This window comes from Nocardiopsis oceani, from assembly GCF_054777395.1.
In genome coordinates, this window is sequence record NZ_BAAHAR010000026.1 from 45,595 (window position 1) to 61,385 (window position 15,791).

The 15,791-nt window shown below is 70.2% G+C and carries 13 protein-coding genes; 3 read left to right on the forward strand and 10 right to left on the reverse strand.

The features are described 5' to 3' along the window. Positions 1-36 precede the first annotated feature (36 nt). Together ACYVDG_RS16820 and ACYVDG_RS16825 are read right to left on the reverse strand one after the other, a co-directional pair. Positions 37-1,968, reverse strand: a complete 1,932-nt coding sequence (locus ACYVDG_RS16820; protein ID WP_460753161.1) for an ATP-binding cassette domain-containing protein — start codon at positions 1,966-1,968, stop codon at positions 37-39. 350 nt (positions 1,969-2,318) lie between these two features. Next, on the reverse strand, positions 2,319-2,846 hold the full coding sequence (locus tag ACYVDG_RS16825; RefSeq protein ID WP_460752978.1) for a SigE family RNA polymerase sigma factor: 528 nt from the start codon (positions 2,844-2,846) through the stop codon (positions 2,319-2,321). A 289-nt stretch (positions 2,847-3,135) separates the two neighbouring features. Here ACYVDG_RS16825 and ACYVDG_RS16830 point away from each other — a divergent pair, with 289 nt between their 5' ends. Then, positions 3,136-4,098, forward strand: a complete 963-nt coding sequence (locus ACYVDG_RS16830) for a hypothetical protein (RefSeq protein WP_460752981.1) — start codon at positions 3,136-3,138, stop codon at positions 4,096-4,098. A gap of 3 nt (positions 4,099-4,101) precedes the next feature. Beyond that, positions 4,102-5,079 (forward strand): MauE/DoxX family redox-associated membrane protein, encoded by a 978-nt coding sequence (locus ACYVDG_RS16835; RefSeq protein ID WP_460752984.1) that lies wholly within the window; start codon positions 4,102-4,104, stop codon positions 5,077-5,079. On the opposite strand, the gene ACYVDG_RS16840 is transcribed toward ACYVDG_RS16835, so the two are convergent. Next, entirely contained in the window at positions 5,076-5,798 is a 723-nt protein-coding gene (locus tag ACYVDG_RS16840; RefSeq protein ID WP_460752988.1) for a hypothetical protein, read from the reverse strand. The two genes, ACYVDG_RS16835 and ACYVDG_RS16840, sit on opposite strands and share 4 nt — an antisense overlap. Positions 5,799-5,906: 108 nt before the next feature. Between ACYVDG_RS16840 and hisC the strand changes: the two genes are divergently transcribed. Next, on the forward strand, positions 5,907-6,989 hold the full coding sequence (gene hisC, locus ACYVDG_RS16845; protein WP_460752993.1) for a histidinol-phosphate transaminase: 1,083 nt from the start codon (positions 5,907-5,909) through the stop codon (positions 6,987-6,989). 120 nt (positions 6,990-7,109) lie between these two features. Here hisC and ACYVDG_RS16850 read toward each other — a convergent pair whose 3' ends face one another. The 7 genes from ACYVDG_RS16850 to fbaA form a co-directional block, all read right to left on the reverse strand. Next, complete coding sequence (locus ACYVDG_RS16850) at positions 7,110-8,375, reverse strand: transcriptional regulator (RefSeq protein WP_460752996.1); 1,266 nt, start codon at positions 8,373-8,375, stop codon at positions 7,110-7,112. Between the two features lie 250 nt (positions 8,376-8,625). After that, positions 8,626-9,921 (reverse strand): UDP-N-acetylglucosamine 1-carboxyvinyltransferase, encoded by a 1,296-nt coding sequence (murA, locus tag ACYVDG_RS16855; protein WP_460752999.1) that lies wholly within the window; start codon positions 9,919-9,921, stop codon positions 8,626-8,628. A gap of 372 nt (positions 9,922-10,293) precedes the next feature. After that, positions 10,294-11,199 (reverse strand): phosphoribosylaminoimidazolesuccinocarboxamide synthase, encoded by a 906-nt coding sequence (locus tag ACYVDG_RS16860; RefSeq protein WP_460753003.1) that lies wholly within the window; start codon positions 11,197-11,199, stop codon positions 10,294-10,296. Between the two features lie 35 nt (positions 11,200-11,234). Then, positions 11,235-12,485 carry a phosphoribosylamine--glycine ligase gene (gene purD, locus ACYVDG_RS16865; RefSeq protein WP_460753006.1) on the reverse strand — a complete coding sequence of 417 codons (1,251 nt, stop codon included), beginning with the start codon at positions 12,483-12,485 and terminating at the stop codon, positions 11,235-11,237. A gap of 49 nt (positions 12,486-12,534) precedes the next feature. After that, positions 12,535-13,818, reverse strand: coding sequence for an adenylosuccinate synthase (locus ACYVDG_RS16870; protein WP_460753009.1), 1,284 nt, complete (start codon positions 13,816-13,818; stop codon positions 12,535-12,537). Between the two features lie 302 nt (positions 13,819-14,120). Beyond that, entirely contained in the window at positions 14,121-14,537 is a 417-nt protein-coding gene (locus ACYVDG_RS16875) for a DUF3151 domain-containing protein (RefSeq protein ID WP_460753012.1), read from the reverse strand. 95 nt (positions 14,538-14,632) lie between these two features. Further along, positions 14,633-15,655: a class II fructose-bisphosphate aldolase gene (gene fbaA / locus ACYVDG_RS16880; RefSeq protein WP_460753015.1), complete on the reverse strand. Its 1,023-nt coding sequence runs from the start codon at positions 15,653-15,655 to the stop codon at positions 14,633-14,635. Positions 15,656-15,791 lie beyond the last annotated feature (136 nt).

A 15,791-nucleotide genomic window follows, 5' to 3' on the forward strand; every position in this document is an offset into this window, starting at 1 on the left:
AGGGGCCGGACGCGTGCCCACCCCTCCCACCTGGGGTCAGGGGGTGCGCTTCCGCGGTGCGGGCGGGGTCCGGTAGGCACTGGCCTGGAGTTCCCACAGTTCCCGGTACAGGCCGTCCTCGGACATCAGCTCCGTGTGGGTGCCCTGGGCGACCACACGTCCCTTGTCGAGCACCACGATGTGGTCGGCCATCCGTACCGAGGCCAGCCGGTGCGTGATCAACACGACGGTCGCGCCGGTACGGCGGGCATGCGCGTGCACGGAGGCGAAGAAGCCGTGCTCGGCGCGGGCGTCCATGGCGGCGGTGGGTTCGTCGGCGATGAGCAGGGGGACCTCGGTGCCGTCGTCACCCCGGTAGAAGGAGCGGGCCGCGGCCAACCGCTGCCACTGTCCTCCGGAGGGCTCGACGCCGTGGGCGAATCGCTTGTCCAGGAGCGTCTCCCAGCCGTTCCGGAAGTTCGCGACCACGCTGTCGGCCTGTGCGGCCCCGGCTGCGCGGGCGAAGCGTTCGGGGCAGTCGGTGCTGCTCATGACGGTGTTGCCGCGCGCGGTCAGCGGCCAGTGCGTGTGGTCCTGGGCAATCACGGAGATTCGCCCGCGCAGGCTCACCCCGTCCACCCCGGCCAGGTCGGTGCCGTCCCAGCACACGCTGCCGTGCTGGGGCGTGTACAGCCCGGACAGCAGCTTGGCCAGCGTGCTCTTGCCCGAACCGTTCTCCCCGACCAGCGCCACGGTCTGTCCCCGGTGCAGGGTGAGGTGCACGTTTTCCAGGGCCGGTCCCTCCCCGGAGGGGTAACGGAACGTCAGGTCCCGCAGTTCGATGCGTTCGAACTCCGCTGGGGCGGGCGCCAGTCCTGGGCGCGGCAGCCTGGTGCGGGCCTCGTTCTGGAAGGCGACGAAGTCGGAGAAGTACAGCCCTGACTCGTACACGCTGGTTACGGCGTACAGGGCGTTGCTCAGCGCGCCCTGGGCCACCCGTACGGCGACGACGGCGGCCCCGGCGACCGCGATCGGCACCACACCTTGGACCAGCAGCGCGGCGAGCGCGGCGAACACCGCCGCCGTCACGAGCCCGCTCGCGGTGTCCCCGGCCAGGCGCACGGCGGACTGGCGCGTGGCCAGCCCCAAGTGGATGTCCAGCTCACGGTGGGCGATGCGGTCGAACTCGACGAGCAGGCGGCGCTCCATCGTGAACGAACGCACCTCGGCCGCGCTCTCCCGGGCGGTCATGAGCTGTTCGAGCATGTACTTTCGGCGGCGCCCCTCGGTGAAGGCGAGGATCATTCGGTACCGCATCCGCGCGGCGACAGCCGCACCCCACCACTGGGGCACCATCGCCAGCAGCAGGAGCGGGACCAGGACCGGGTGCAGGGCGGTCAGGACCCCGGCCGCGGCGACGATGCCCACCAGTCCGGTGAGCAGGTCGGCGGTCTGCCGGACCAGGGCGCCCGCCTCGTCGCATCCCCGGGTGTGGGAGCGGAACAGGTGGTCGTGGAAGTCGCTGTCGTCGAAGGCCCGCAGCTCTACTGAGGTGGCGTCCAGCAGCAGGCGCCGCTCGGCGGCCAGGACCACCTTGGGGGCCAGCCGGGCCTGAGCCCGGCCGGCCAGGGCACCGCAGCCGCCTCGGGCGACCAGCGCCAGGGCGAGCAGTGCCAGGGAGGGGAGCGCCGCGGCTACCCGGTCATGGGTGGGCACCTCCGCGAAGAGTTCGGCGAGTACGGAGGTGGTGGTGATCAGCGCCCAGGCGGTGGCGGCACCGGAGCCGACGTTGAAGAGGACGGTGGCCACGACGTCGCGGGGGCCGCTCCGCCAGGCCAGGGCGGCAGCCTGGCCGACCAGTGTCGGCATGCGGCGGGCGATCCGGTACCAGGAGGCCTCGGCTACAGCGCTGCTGTGCCGGTGCCACTTGGGTGGGGCGAGTTCGGGCAGGTCGATCCCTTCCTCGGAAGTTTCCGGCCCTCGGTCCATGGGGGTGTGAGTGGTGCGCACGGCGGTTCCTCCTGGAGGTCGGAGCGGGCTCGGGCGGTGCCGATCATCACCCGGGGGCACGACGCCGCGGGGAAGGGGCGACGGTTGCGGACGGACCGGATCGCGGTCCGGCGGGCAGGAGTGGCGGCAGGGCGGGGAACAGGGCATGGAGTAGCGGAGCGGAATCGAGGGGATAGTCGCGATCCGAATACCTGTACGAATCGGCCGCGCGCAAAGCGCCGGTGGGGCGCGCCCATGGCTGGCCGGTCGCTGTCCGCAACACACGGGTGCCACACAGGCCCAGGGAAACCTGGTGGCCCGGTCGGGGCCTGGTCGACCGGCGGGGCGGCTCAGGTGGTGGTGCGTTCGATGATGATGTCGGCGTCGGTGCGCAGCTTCTCCACCGCGCGGGAGAGCGCGCTCTTCACGGTGCCGATGGTGACGCCCATCCGCTCGGCGATCTGGGCCTCGGTGAGGTCGTCGTAGTAGCGCAGCAGCACGGTGGTGCGCTGGCGCTCCGGGAGGCGTTCGATGGCCCGGCCCACGACGTCGGCCAGGTCACTCCGCCACGTGGGGTCGTCCACGCGCTGCTCGGGGATCTCATCCGTGGGGTACACGTCCAGGTGCTTGCGGCGCCACTCGGAGATCTGGGTGTTGACCATGGCGCGGCGGACGTAGCCGTCGCGGGCCTTGGGGTTGGCGATGCGGCCCCAGGCGAGGAAGGTCTTGACCAGCGCGGCCTGGAGGAGGTCCTCGGCGTCGGCGTGGCTGTTGGTGAGGGAGCGGGCCATGCGCAGCAGGGCCGGTCCGCGCTCGGACACGTAGCGGCTGAACTCGTCGGACCTGGGGGTCCGGGTCGTTCCCGACACGTCGACCACCGACCTTCGCGGCGTGCGGCGGTGACCCGCACGCCGTTGCTGTGTGTCCGCGGCACCGGGCCGCCCTTATCCCTCACTCTCACACAGAGAACGCAAATCCCCAGGAACATGGGCGCCACGTGCCGACAAACCGCGCCGTGCACTGTCTGCGAGGTGTAATGCCCAGGGCATGTCACCGACACGAACGAGTGCGTGGTCGGCGTGTGACCGGCCGTTCGGGTGGGCGCGGGTCACAATGGGCACTGACGGACGAGTCGGGCGGCAAGGGGGCGCGAAGGACATGCCACTGATGACGGACAGAGGGCGGGAACGCAGGCGGTTCACGGCTGCCGTGCTCGGCGCCGAGGCCGCGCCCGAACCCACACCGGTCCACCACCGTGTCGCGCGCGGCGTGGTCGTCGACGCCACGGCGTACATGCTCTGCCTGGCCACACCGCAGGGGGAGGAGCGTTTCCTCTACGAGAGGGTCACCACCTTCTGGCGCGGCGGAGAGGCCGCTCCGACTGAGCTCAGGCCCGGTGACGACGCGGTGGTGCTGTGCTCGCGCGACGGCCGCCTGGTCGCCGAGCGCGTCTGGGCCCAGACCGCCCGCGCCACCGGTGTCATCGTCGACCGCGAGGGGGACAGCGTGCGGATCGACCCCGGGCACGGCCGCCCCCGACTGACCGTGGTCCTGCCCTACCGGACCTCCGGGCGTATCGCCGTCCGGCACCCCCGCCTTGAAGCCGGCTACCTGTTCGACGCGGTGGGTGTCTGGCGGGAGGGCGAGGTCTGGGCGGCGCGACCGGCCACCACCCAACCGCCCTACCCGCTGAACTCCACCCCGAGCCGACCGCCCACCAGGCAGTACTCCACGACCGTCACCGGTATCGCCACCTGGTACGACCCCGCTTGGGGGCGTGCCAGCCACCTCGACCCGCGGGCCCTCGCCCATGGCGCCGCCTACCCGTCCCTCGACCCGGTGGGGCACGAGGGACGGTGCGACCGGCGTACCCCCTGCGTGCCGCTGGCGCTGCTGTCGACCGGGGCCACGCTCAGCCTGCGCAACGACTGCACACGGGACACCGCGGTCGTCCCCGTCGTCGACTGCGCTGCAGCCGACAGCTGGCTGTGCGACCTGTGTCCGTCCTGCGGCAACCAGAGCGCGGGTCGGCTCGCCTCCCTCACCATGACCTCCTTCGTCGCCCTCGGAGGGCGGCTGGAGGCGGGTTGTTTCAACGCGACCATGACCGTCGCGAACCAGGAGGGATGACCGATGTTCCCGGAGATCCTCGAAGCGGTCCGCGAGGTCCAGCTCCCGCTGTTGGCCGCCCTGCTCCTACTGGGAGCGGCGGCGAAGGCCAGCCCGCAGGCCGCGGGCACGGGAGCCGCCGTCCTGTTGCCCGAGCGGCTGCGCCGACCCGCCACGCTCGCCACCTGCCTGCTGGAGGCCGCGCTCGCGGTGGCGTTGCTGACCGCGACCGGACTCCTCGGTGAGGCGGCCCGTGTTCTCACCGCCCTGTTCTTCGCGGGGTCCGTGGGTGTACTGCTGGTGGCCCGGCGCCGCGATCCCGAAGCGGGCTGCGGTTGCTTCGGCGGGCTGAGCCGGGCACCGATCGGCTGGCGCACGCTGGCCCGCGCCTCGCTTCTGGCGGTGGCGGCGGCCGCGACGGTCGGGCTCGCGCCCGCGGGCTGGGAGGTGGCTGCCGCGCTCACGCCCGTCCACGGGGCGGTCATCGTCGCGCAGCTGCTCTTGCTGGCCCTGCTCAGTCCCGAACTGCGCGAGGTGCTGTCCCGGGCCGGCACCCGAGAGCCGTGTGCGCTGCGCGAGGTCTCCCAAAGCCGCACGCTCCGGCGCCTGCGCCGGAGCGAGGTCTGGCGCACCAACGCCAAGGTCATGCTCAGGACCGAGCCCGAGGAGACCTGGCGCCACGGCTGCTGGCGCTTCCTCCGTTACGACGGCCTGCGCCACGGCAGCCGTGTGGACGTGGTCTACGCGGTGCGGATCGGCGGGCCTCGGCACACCGGGGTGCGCGCGGTCCTCCTCGACCGGGAGAGCGGCACGGTGGTCGCCTCCTTCGGCGCCGTGACCACGCTCGACCTCCAGGGGCCGCCGCGCAGGCTGCCCCGGCCCCGCCAGGCGGCCAAGCTGGACGAGGCCGACGGCCGGGGCGGGGCGAAGCCGGGGACCCTCGCGAAGGAGCTGCCGGGGGAATCCGGGGCCGGTGCTCGGTCCGGCGCCCCGTCCGCCTAGTCGAGCATCTGTCCCTGGCGCTCGATGGCGGCCTCGCTGAACTCCACCAGCATGTCCGTGTAGTCCTCGGCCTCGCCCAGGCCCATGACGGAGGTGGTGCCCAGCATGCCGCCGTTCCGGTACATCACGGTGTACATGTTGTTCTCGCCGTCGTCGTCGCTCACCTGGATGGTGAAGGCGCGGGACTCGTCGCCGACCTGCGGTACGTCCAGGTCGGCGACGCCGTAGTCGGAGCTGCTCCCGTCCTCGTAGGTCGCGGTGTACTCGGAGCAGGTCTCCGGCGGCTCGGTCGCCAGGGCTTCGGCGGCGCTGTCCTCGTCGAGCTCGACCAGGATGTGCGAGACGGCGCCCTCCTCCCACTCGTAGGCGGCCACGGAGGCGGGAGCGTCCTGCACGGTGTCCAGGTCGCCCCAGCGGTTGGCGGCGTCCACACACTCGGGTTTGTCCAGTTCGGTGGTGGCCCGGACCTCTTCCGAGTACTCCACTGTGACAAGCTCGGAATAGGTTCCGGCTTCGCTGCTCTCGGGCAGCAGGGTCGCGTCCTGGACGTTCAGCGGCTGGGCGTCGTGCAGTTGCGCGGCCGCCTCCGCGTTGGGGTCGTCGCTCTGCTCCTGGGCGTCACCGCCGCAGGCGGCCAACGTGACCGCGGCCGCCGCGGCGATCGCGCCGGGCAGGACCACGGTTCGTGCGGAGCGGGCGGGACTATGACGCAAACGCATGGTGGTATCTCCTCGTTTGTGCGATATTTCCGCTTGGAGCGGTGACCGGCCCGGACCTCTCATTGCTGAGAGTGTCGCGGGGTTAGCACAAAGTATTGAGGAAGGACAATGGTGTCGGAGTCGAAATCGCCATATCTGAGGGCGGTCCTGGAAACCATCCCCGCCTACAAGCCCGGTCTCAGGGTCGTCGGACCCGACGGGCGCTCCATCAAGCTGTCCTCCAACGAGAGCCCGTACGGCCCGCTCCCGTCCGTGTGTGAGGCCATCACGGAGGCCACGGCCCAGCTGAACCGCTACCCGGACCCGGGAGCGACGGACCTCGTCGCCAAGCTGGCCGGACACCTGGGGGTGCCTGAGGACCACGTCACGCTCGGCGCGGGTTCCGTAGGCCTGCTCCAGCAGCTCCTGGCAGCCGTCGGGGAGCCGGGTGTGGAGGTCGTCTACGCCTGGCGCTCCTTCGAGGCCTACCCGGTGCTGGCCGAGCTCTCCGGTGTCACGTCGGTCCGGGTGCCGCTGGTGGACGAGACGCACGACCTCGAGGCGATGCTTGCCGCGATCACCGACAAGACGCGCATGGTGATCGTGTGCAACCCGAACAACCCGACCGGCACTGCGGTCCGGGAGCGGGAGCTCGTCGACTTCCTCGACCGGGTCCCCGACCACGTGCTCGTCGTCCTCGACGAGGCCTACCGCGAGTACGTGCGCGACCCCGAGGTCCCCGACGGCCTGAACCTGTACGGCGGCCGCCCCAACGTCGCGGTCCTGCGGACCTTCTCCAAGGCCTACGGTCTGGCCGCCGTGCGCCTTGGCTTCGTCGTCGCCCACCCGCACGTGGCGTCCGCGGCCCAGAAGACGCTCGTGCCCTTCGCGGTCAACCACCTCGCCCAGGCGGCCGGGATCGCGTCCCTTGACGCCGAGGAGGAGCTCCTGGAGCGTGTCGCGGCAACCGTAAAGGAGCGTGAGCGCGTCCGTGACGCCCTCATGGCCTCCGGGTGGACAGTTCCCCCCACCGAGTCCAATTTCGTGTGGCTGCGCGTGGATGAGGACACCACGGACTTCGCCGCCGCGTGCGCCGAGAAGGGCGTTTCCGTGCGCCCGTTCGACGGTGAGGGTGCCAGGGTCAGCCTCGGCACCCCCGAGGAGAACGACGTGTTCCTGTCCGTGGCGACCGCCTACTCCAAGCGGCGCTGACGGAGGGGTCCCGACACGCCGACGGGGGCGGCCCCGCGCAGGGCCGCCCCCGTCGGGCGGGCTTTCGCCCCGTGCGCCTGCACCGTGCCTTTGCACGTGCGGGGCCACTGAGCGTGCGGGCTATTTGCCCGCGGCGTCCTTGTCCAGCTTCTCCACGATCAGCCGGTAGAGCTGACGCGGACGGCCCGGCTGGAGGGTGCGGTTCGGCGGCAGGGGCCAGGCCAGCCCTTCCTCCACCAGTGTGCGGAGCAGTCGGCGCGCGGTCCGGGAGGTGACCCCGAGCATGCGCCCCGCGTTCTCCGCGTCCACGACCAGTGGACCGTCCTCCTCGGCGATCTTCTCCGACAACCGGACCAGCGTCTCGCGCCCCTTGGTGCGCAGGGGCTCGGAAGACTGCCGGGCAGGGGCACGCTGCGCCGGAACCAGCGAACGGCCCTCACGGTCGACCGCGAAGCTCTGCCTCGAGGCCTGGGCCCGGTTCAGCGCGGCACGGGCGTGCGACTCCGCGTCCTGGGTGGTCCGGCCCATGCCGATGCCCACCTCGATCGCGATGCCGAGCTCCGCCTTGATCCGCTCGACGAAGGGCGGCTGCCGGAAACCCTCGGTCGCGGTGACCAGGGAACCCCGCGTGGCGGTCACCATGAACGAGTGGTCGTCCAGCCGGTGCGCCGTCGCGTTGATCCGGTGCGCCTCCTGGAGCAGCAGGCGGTGCAGGGACAGCCGCAACTCCTCGCGCCAGTAACGGGGTGTGGACCGCCGGGATGAGTCGCGCAACGTGGGAACGTCCACGACGACCACTCCGAGCTGGGCCTCTTCCAAACGGTGGTGCGCACCCAGCAGGCCGGCGGTCTGCAGTGCGCTGCGCACACCCGCGTTGGTGGGACGGAGCCGGATCACCGGTACGCCGATGGCCTCCAACCGCTCGGCGACCCCGCGCACGCAGGTGATCGCCATCTTGGTGGCCTTGCGCCGCCACAGCCCTTCGTGGAAGGAGGTGAGCTGGGCGGTGTTGGTCAGTTCCTCGTGCACGTGGATACCGTCCACGGGCAGGTCGACCTCGGAGTAGGCCTCCACCACGTCGGATCGGCCGAGTACGTCCAGACTTGCTCTGGTCGGGTCGTACCGCTCGTCCAGGGTCGCTCGGAGCAGGGCCTCGTGCAGGCTCGCCCCGCCGAGTGGCACGAAAGTCGCGGGCATGGTCAGAACACCCGCCTTACGCGCGAACTCGTAAGGGACTGGGCTGGCGAAAAGGTAGGCATCGATCGCCGAACCCAGTCTGACGACCTTGTCCGTCGCCTCTTGCTCATCTCGGTACGCGGCGGCGATCAGTCTGGCGTTGAGGGGTCCTGTGGACCCGGGCCCCATGAGCATGACCCGTTCGACCATCTCATGGGGACCTATGACGCCAATCGTCAAATCGCCAGTACGCTGGGCACTCACCTCGGGTTGCTCCCCGCTACCATTCCACGCTCTTCACTATGTGCGCCCACTGGTTTCCCGACCCGATCTCTGTCACGGCATGATTGCCGAGATCGTACCCATTGTGCGGGGCCAAAGAAGATCGTTTTCCATATCAACGCTGAAAGCCCGGGTGGGAGGAGGCCCCCCACCCCGGCTCGAACTGCGCTTACAGCCCCTACGAGACGCTGACGCGCTCCACGTCAGCCCCCAGCGCGGCGAGGCGCGATGCGAACTGAGCGTGACCGCGGTCCACGAGATAACCGGGCGCCACGATTGTCTCACCTTCAGCGACCAGTCCGGCGAGAACCAGGGCCGCACCGGTACGCAGATCGTGCGCGACCACCTCGGCGCCGCGCAGGTTCGTGGAACCGTGCACGATGGCGCGGGTGCCCTCGACCTCGATCTTGGCGCCCATCTTGTTGAGCTCGTCGGCCAGCGCGAAGCGGCCGTCGTAGATGGCCTCGTGGATGTAGCTCTCACCCTCGGCGAGGGTGGCCAGCGCCATCAGCGGTGACTGCAGGTCGGTCGCGAAGCCCGGGAACGGCGAGGTGACCGCGTTGATCGGGCGCAGCGGCACGGACGGGTCCCGCTGGACGTGCAGGACGGCGCCCTCCTGGGAGAAGCCGACACCCATCTGCTCGAGTTTCCAGCGGGCCACACCCAGGTGGTCCAGGTTGGCGCCCACCAGGCTGACCTCGCCACCGGTGGCGGCGACGGTCATCGCGAACACACCGGCGTCGATGCGGTCGGCCATGATGGTGTGCTCGACGGCGGTGAGCTCCTCGACGCCCTCGACGGTGATCAGGCCGGTGCCGCCACCGCTGATCTTCGCGCCCATGGCGGTGAGGAAGTCGATGACGTCGATGACCTCGGGCTCGAGGGCCGCGTGCTCGATCACCGTGGTCCCGGGGGACAGCACCGCGGCCATGATGAGGTTCTCGGTGCCGGTGTGGGACGGGGTGTCCAGGTACAGGTGCCCGCCGCGGAGCTCGCTGGCCTCCACGTTGATGTGGTTGAGCTCGGCGTCTTCGGTGACCTTGGCGCCCAGCCGGGCGAAGCCCCGGTAGTGGAAGTCGAGGTTGCGGCTGCCGAGGTTGCAGCCGCCGACGCCCTCGATGCGGGCCTGACCGGTGCGGTGCATCAGCGCCGGGACAAAGAGAACGGAGCCGCGGAAGCGGGCCGCGATGTCGGCGGGCAGAACGGCGTGCTCGGGGTCGTTGAGGCCGGACGCGTCGATGACGACGGTGCGCTCGGCCTCGTGGAATGACACCTTCGCGCCCACGTGTTCGGCGAGCTCAAGTGCGCGGTAGACGTCCTCGATGACCGGGACGTTCCGCAGCACAGTACGGCCCTTGGCCGCCAGCAGGGCGGCCCCGATCATCGGCAGGACGGCGTTCTTCGCGCCTTGGATGAACGCCGTACCACTGAGGGGGCGTCCGCCGCGGACGCGGTAACGAACCTCCTGGCCCATGCTCATGTGCTCCTTCGTGAGGCAGATGTGTAGAAAGGTCACCCTCGTCGGGTTTCACCTATGTGCGTTTAGACGCGGGATTCCCCTGGAACGTTGCGACCAACTTGCGTGTGACCTGCACGGCCAGTAAACCGGTCGGTTCGCGATGACTCTATAGCAACTACGCGCGCCAGCCGGCCCAGAAAGTGGTATACCCGCAGATCGCGGATAGAGTCCCGCCAAACGGCCAAAGAGGCATGGCGCCGGAGGGAGAGACCAGGGGCCGTACGCAGGGGTGTCCGTTACTCCGGTGTTGCATACGACTCCACCACCATACGTGCTTCCGGGGCCCGATCGGCGACCTCGTGCGCGGAATCACTTGCGCGACTTGGTTTACAGGGAGGGTTTGTTCCCGGTCAGACGCTCGTAGATCTCCGTGTAACGGGACAGAGTGCGCTCCACCACGTCGTCCGGAAGCTGGGGCGGCGGCGTCTCCGCGGCCCGGTCCCACCCCGACGCCGAAGAGGTCAACCAGTCTCTGAGTACCTGCTTGTCGAACGAGGGCTGCGCCCGGCCCGGAACCCACTCGTCAGCGGGCCAGTAGCGGGAGGAGTCGGGGGTGAACACCTCGTCGGCCAGGACCAGGCCGCCGGAGGCGTCTCTGCCGAACTCGAACTTGGTGTCGGCCAGAAGTACGCCGCGCTCCCGCGCCACGTCGCGGCCGCGCCGGTACACGGCGAGCGTGAGGTCGCGCAGTTCCGCCGCGAGCTTCTCACCGTGCCGCTCCGCCACGAATGCGAACGGCACGTTCTCGTCGTGGTCGCCCACCTCGGCCTTGGTCGCGGGGGTGAAGACCGGCTCAGGCAGCTCCGAGCCGTCGACCAGGCCGTCGGGGAGCGGTACCCCGCACACCGTGCCGTCCACCCGGTACTCGGCCAGCCCGGAGCCGGCCAGGTAGCCGCGGGCCACGCACTCCACCGGCACCATGTCCAGCCGACGGCAGATGAGCGTGCGCCCCGCCCAGTCGGCGGGGGAGCCCTCGGGAGGGACGTCGGAGAGGACGTGGCCGGGCACCAGGTCACCGATGCGCTCGAACCACCACAGGGACAGCTGGGTGAGCAGGCGCCCCTTGCCGGGGATCTCCGTGGGCAGTACCCAGTCGAACGCTGAGACCCGGTCACTGGCCACCATGACCAGATCACCCGAGGCCGTCGCGTACAGATCGCGCACCTTGCCGGTGTGCAGGTGGGTGAGCCCCGGAACCTCGACGGGTTCGGGCACGGTGACGAAGCCACTCATCTGGTGATACTCCCCGGTGTTGGACCCGCGCGGTGTCAGACGTCCGCGGCAGCGCGTTCGGCGATGTCGGTGCGGTAGAAGGAGCCGCGCAGTTCGATCAGGCTCGCGGCCTCGTAGGCGCGTTCACGGGCCTGGCGCAGGTCCGCCCCGGTACCGACCACGTTCAGAACACGGCCGCCGTTGGACTTGATGTCGCGCACGCCGTCCCAGGCGGTGCCCGCGTGCAGGACGTAGGCGCCCTCGAGGGCGTTCGCGGCCTCCAAGCCGCCGATCAGGTCGCCCTTGACCGGGTCGCCCGGGTAGTTCTCGGCCGCGACCACGACAGAGACTGCCGCGCCCTTCTTCCAGTTCAGCGAGCCGATCGCGCCCAGGCCGCCGGTGTCCGTGGCCTGCAGTACCGCGCCGATCGGGGTGGCCAGGCGGTCCAGCACCGCCTGGGTCTCCGGATCGCCGAACCGGGCGTTGAACTCCACCACGCGCGGACCCTTGGAGGTCAGCGCCAGACCCACGTACAGCAGTCCCTGGTAGCGGATGCCGCGGCGGTTCATCTCGGACACGGTCGGCCGGACCACCGACTCCATGATCTCGTCCACCAGGCCGGCCGGGGCCCACGGAACCGGGGCGTAGGCGCCCATACCGCCGGTGTTGGGGCCGTGGTCGCCGTCGTAGGCGCGCTTGAAGTCCTGGGCGGGCAGCAGCGGCAGCGCGTGCGCGCCGTCGGTGAGCACGAAGAGCGAGACCTCGGGGCCGTCCAGGAACTCCTCGATGACGACCCGGCCGCACTCCCGGGCGTGCCGCTCGGCAACGGCGCGGTCCTCGGTCACCACGACGCCCTTGCCCGCGGCCAGACCGTCGTCCTTGACGACGTAGGGGGCCCCGAACTCGTCGAGGGCCTCGGAGACCTGGCTTGCGTTGCGGCACACGCGCGCCTTGGCGGTGGGTACCCCGGCGGCTTCCATGACCTCCTTGGCGAAGGCCTTGGAGCCCTCAAGCCGGGCAGCTTCCTGGTCGGGGCCGAACACCGGGATGCCGCGGTCGCGCAGGGCGTCGGCGACCCCTGCCACCAGTGGGGCCTCCGGGCCGATCACGACCAGCTCGGCGCGGATGCGCGCGGCCAGTTCGGTCACGGCGAGCCCGTCCGTCACGTTGAGGACGTGATTCTCGGACAGGTCGGAGATCCCCGGGTTCCCCGGAGCGCTGTGGATGCTGGTGACGCCCGGGTCAAGGGACAGAGCGCGGACGAGTGCGTGCTCGCGGCCTCCGCCGCCGAGAACGAGGGCTTTCACTGGTGGGGGCCTCTTCTGTGTCTGGAGGAAGGACGTGTGGTTCCGAGCGTCAGACCAGGGGGCGCAGCTGAAGCGTCTCGTCGCGACCCGGTCCGACACCGATGGCGGAGATGGGAGCCCCCGCCATCTCCTCAAGAGTACGCACGTACGCCTGCGCGTTCTCGGGGAGTTCGTCGAATTTGCGGGCACCGGTGATGTCCTCGGACCACCCGTCGAAGTACTCGTAGATCGGCGTCGCGTGGTGGAAGTCCGTCTGGGTCATCGGGATCTCGTCGTGGCGGACGCCGTCGACCTCGTAGGCGACGCACACGGGGATGCGGTCCAGGCCGGTGAGCACGTCGAGCTTGGTCAGGAAGAAGTCCGTGACGCCGTTGATCCGGGTCGCGTAGCGGGCAATGGGGGCGTCGAACCAGCCGCAGCGGCGGTCGCGGCCGGTGGTGACGCCGTACTCGCCGCCCTGGGTGCGCAGCCACTCGCCCTGCTCGCCGAGGAGCTCGGTCGGGAAGGGGCCGGAGCCGACACGGGTGGTGTAGGACTTCAGGATGCCCACGACCTTGCTGATGCGGTTGGGGCCGATGCCCGAACCCGCGGCCGCTCCGCCCGAGGTGGGGGAGGACGAGGTGACGAACGGGTAGGTGCCGTGGTCGATGTCCAGGAGCGTGCCCTGCGAGCCCTCCAGGTAGATCGTCTTGCCCTCGTCCAGCGCCTTGTTGAGGACCAGGGAGGTGTCAGCGACGTAGGGGCGCAGCTGCTCGGCGTAGCCCAGGTACTCCTCGATGATCGGCTCGGCGTCGAGGCCGCGCCGGTTGTACACCTTGGTGAGGAGCTGGTTCTTGTCGTGGAGGGCGAGCTCGATCTTCTTGCGCAGGATCTTGGGGTCGAACATGTCCTGCACGCGCACGCCCTGGCGGGTGACCTTGTCGGCGTAGGTCGGGCCGATGCCGCGTCCGGTGGTGCCGATCTTGCCCTTGCCGAGGAAGCGTTCGCTGACCTTGTCCAGGGCCCGGTGGTAGGGCATGATCAGGTGCGCGTTGGCCGAGATGAGCAGGCGGGAGGTGTCCACGCCCCGCTCCTGCAGTCCGCGCAGTTCCTCGAAGAGCACGCCCGGGTCGATGACGACGCCGTTGGCGATGACCGGCACGACGTTCGGGGAGAGGATGCCGGAGGGCAGAAGGTGGAGGGCGTATTTCTGGTCGCCGATGACCACCGTGTGTCCGGCGTTGTTTCCGCCCTGGTAACGGACCACGTAGTCCACCTGGTCACCGACAAGGTCGGTCGCCTTGCCCTTGCCCTCGTCGCCCCACTGGGCACCCACGAGCGTGATCGCCGGCATTGGTCTCTACCTTTTCGCTCGACACCTGACCGGGGCTTTTCCGACCCCGAACATGGATAAACCCCTGGCGCAAGGCAGCGACAGGGGCCGTTGCGTATTGAGCGTACACGACCTGCGCATCCGGGTTAAGTGGGGCGGTGTGGCACGTGCGCCACACGGTTCCGGGGTGCTTTGTGTGCGGGGATTTTCTCGGACTCCCAGGAAGAGCGGGCCTCCCCGGCTTCAGGGAAGAGCGGGCCTCCCCGGTCCGCTCGTGGAACCCGGGAGACCCGCACACCCTGTTCGGTTGAGGCCCGGCGGCCTCAGCCGTTGAGTACCCGGTCCGCCTCGGCGCTGGACTCGCGCAGGAAGGTGGAGCAGCGCTCGGCCTCCTCGATGTCGCCGATCTGCTCCGAAGCCTTGGCCAGGGCGTGCAGCGCGCGCAGGAAACCCTGGTTGGGCTCGTGCTCCCACGGGACCGGGCCGTGGCCCTTCCAACCCGAGCGGCGCAGCTGGTCGAGCCCGCGGTGGTACCCGGTGCGGGCGTAGGCGTAGGCGGCCACCGGCTGGCCGTCGGCCAAGGCCAGTTCGGCCAGGCGGGCCCAGGCGGCGGAGTAGGTCGGGAAACGGCCGGCGACCGGGGTGGGGTCGTCCGCCGCGGCCAGGGCGTCGCGCGCTTCGGGGTCGTCGGTAAGGCGCGTCTCGGGCGGCTCGTTCAGCAGGTTCTGGTGCAGGTTCATGCCCCCATCCTGCCACCGGAGAGCGACGGTGCCCGACGGCCGGGTGGGCCGGCCGGGCACCGTCGGTCAGGCCGCCGCGGGCGGCGGCCGGGGTCCTACTTCATCTTGTTGCCGGCGGACTTCAGGTGCTGGGCACCCTCCACCACGCGGGCGGCCATGCCGGCCTCGGCGACCTTGCCGTAGGCGCGGGGGTCGTAGGCCTTCTTGTTGCCGATCTCGCCGTCGATCTTCAGCACACCGTCGTAGTTCTTCAGGATGTGGTCGACGACCGGGCGGGTGTAGGCGTACTGCGTGTCGGTGTCGATGTTCATCTTCACGACGCCGTAGCTGATCGCCTCGTGGATCTCCTCCAGGGTGGAGCCCGAGCCGCCGTGGAACACGAAGTCGAAGGCCTTCGCCTTGCCGTGCTTGGCGGCCACCGCCTCCTGGGCGTTCTTCAGGACCTCGGGGCGCAGCTTCACGAAGCCGGGCTTGTAGGAGCCGTGCACGTTGCCGAAGGTCAGGGCGGTCATGTAGTAGCCCTTCTCACCCAGGCCCAGCACCTCGGCGGTACGCAGGGCGTCCTCCGGGGTGGTGTACAGCTTCTCGTTGATCTCGCCGACGATGCCGTCCTCTTCGCCTCCGACGACACCGACCTCGATCTCGAGGATGGTCCGGGCGGCCTTGGAGGCGGCGAGCAGCTCGTCCGCGATCTGGAGGTTCTCCTCCAGCTCGACGGCGGAGCCGTCCCACATGTGGGACTGGAACAGCGGCTCCTGGCCCTTGGCCACGCGCTCCTTGGAGATGTCCAGCAGCGGGCGGACGAAGCCGTCGAGCTTGTTCTTCGGGCAGTGGTCGGTGTGGAGCGCGATGTTCACCGGGTACTTCGCGGCGACGACGCGGGCGAATTCGGCGAAAGCGACCGAGCCGGTGACCATGTCCTTGACCGAGGCGCCGGAGAGGAACTCAGCGCCGCCGGTCGAGATCTGGATGATGCCGTCGCTTTCGGCCTCGGCGAAACCGCGCAGGGCGGCGTGCAGCGTCTGGCTGGAGGTCACGTTGATCGCAGGGTAGGCGAAGCCCTCGGACTTCGCGCGGCTCAGCATCTCGGTGTAGACCTCGGGGCTGGCGATGGGCATGGCTTGACTCTCCCTGGTTCGGCCTGGAGCGAGCGGCCGTCGGCGCTTGCCGTCGCCGACGCCACCCCACGTGCGTTCCCCGGTGGAGGACCGGTCGTCAGGGGGTCCCTGAGCAAGGTCGTACGCCGGACGCGTC

What these genes read in the sequence shown, in the direction of transcription:
- ACYVDG_RS16850 (WP_460752996.1), bottom strand. Translation starts at nt 8,375, where the DNA reads ATGGTCGAACGGGTCATGCTCATGGGGCCCGGGTCCACAGGACCCCTC.
- murA (WP_460752999.1), bottom strand. Translation starts at nt 9,921, where the DNA reads ATGGGCCAGGAGGTTCGTTACCGCGTCCGCGGCGGACGCCCCCTCAGT.
- fbaA (WP_460753015.1), bottom strand. Translation starts at nt 15,655, where the DNA reads ATGCCCATCGCCAGCCCCGAGGTCTACACCGAGATGCTGAGCCGCGCG.
- ACYVDG_RS16820 (WP_460753161.1), bottom strand. Translation starts at nt 1,968, where the DNA reads ATGGACCGAGGGCCGGAAACTTCCGAGGAAGGGATCGACCTGCCCGAA.
- ACYVDG_RS16875 (WP_460753012.1), bottom strand. Translation starts at nt 14,537, where the DNA reads ATGAACCTGCACCAGAACCTGCTGAACGAGCCGCCCGAGACGCGCCTT.
- ACYVDG_RS16830 (WP_460752981.1), top strand. Translation starts at nt 3,136, where the DNA reads ATGACGGACAGAGGGCGGGAACGCAGGCGGTTCACGGCTGCCGTGCTC.
- hisC (WP_460752993.1), top strand. Translation starts at nt 5,907, where the DNA reads ATGGTGTCGGAGTCGAAATCGCCATATCTGAGGGCGGTCCTGGAAACC.
- ACYVDG_RS16870 (WP_460753009.1), bottom strand. Translation starts at nt 13,818, where the DNA reads ATGCCGGCGATCACGCTCGTGGGTGCCCAGTGGGGCGACGAGGGCAAG.
- ACYVDG_RS16835 (WP_460752984.1), top strand. Translation starts at nt 4,102, where the DNA reads ATGTTCCCGGAGATCCTCGAAGCGGTCCGCGAGGTCCAGCTCCCGCTG.
- ACYVDG_RS16860 (WP_460753003.1), bottom strand. Translation starts at nt 11,199, where the DNA reads ATGAGTGGCTTCGTCACCGTGCCCGAACCCGTCGAGGTTCCGGGGCTC.
- ACYVDG_RS16840 (WP_460752988.1), bottom strand. Translation starts at nt 5,798, where the DNA reads ATGCGTTTGCGTCATAGTCCCGCCCGCTCCGCACGAACCGTGGTCCTG.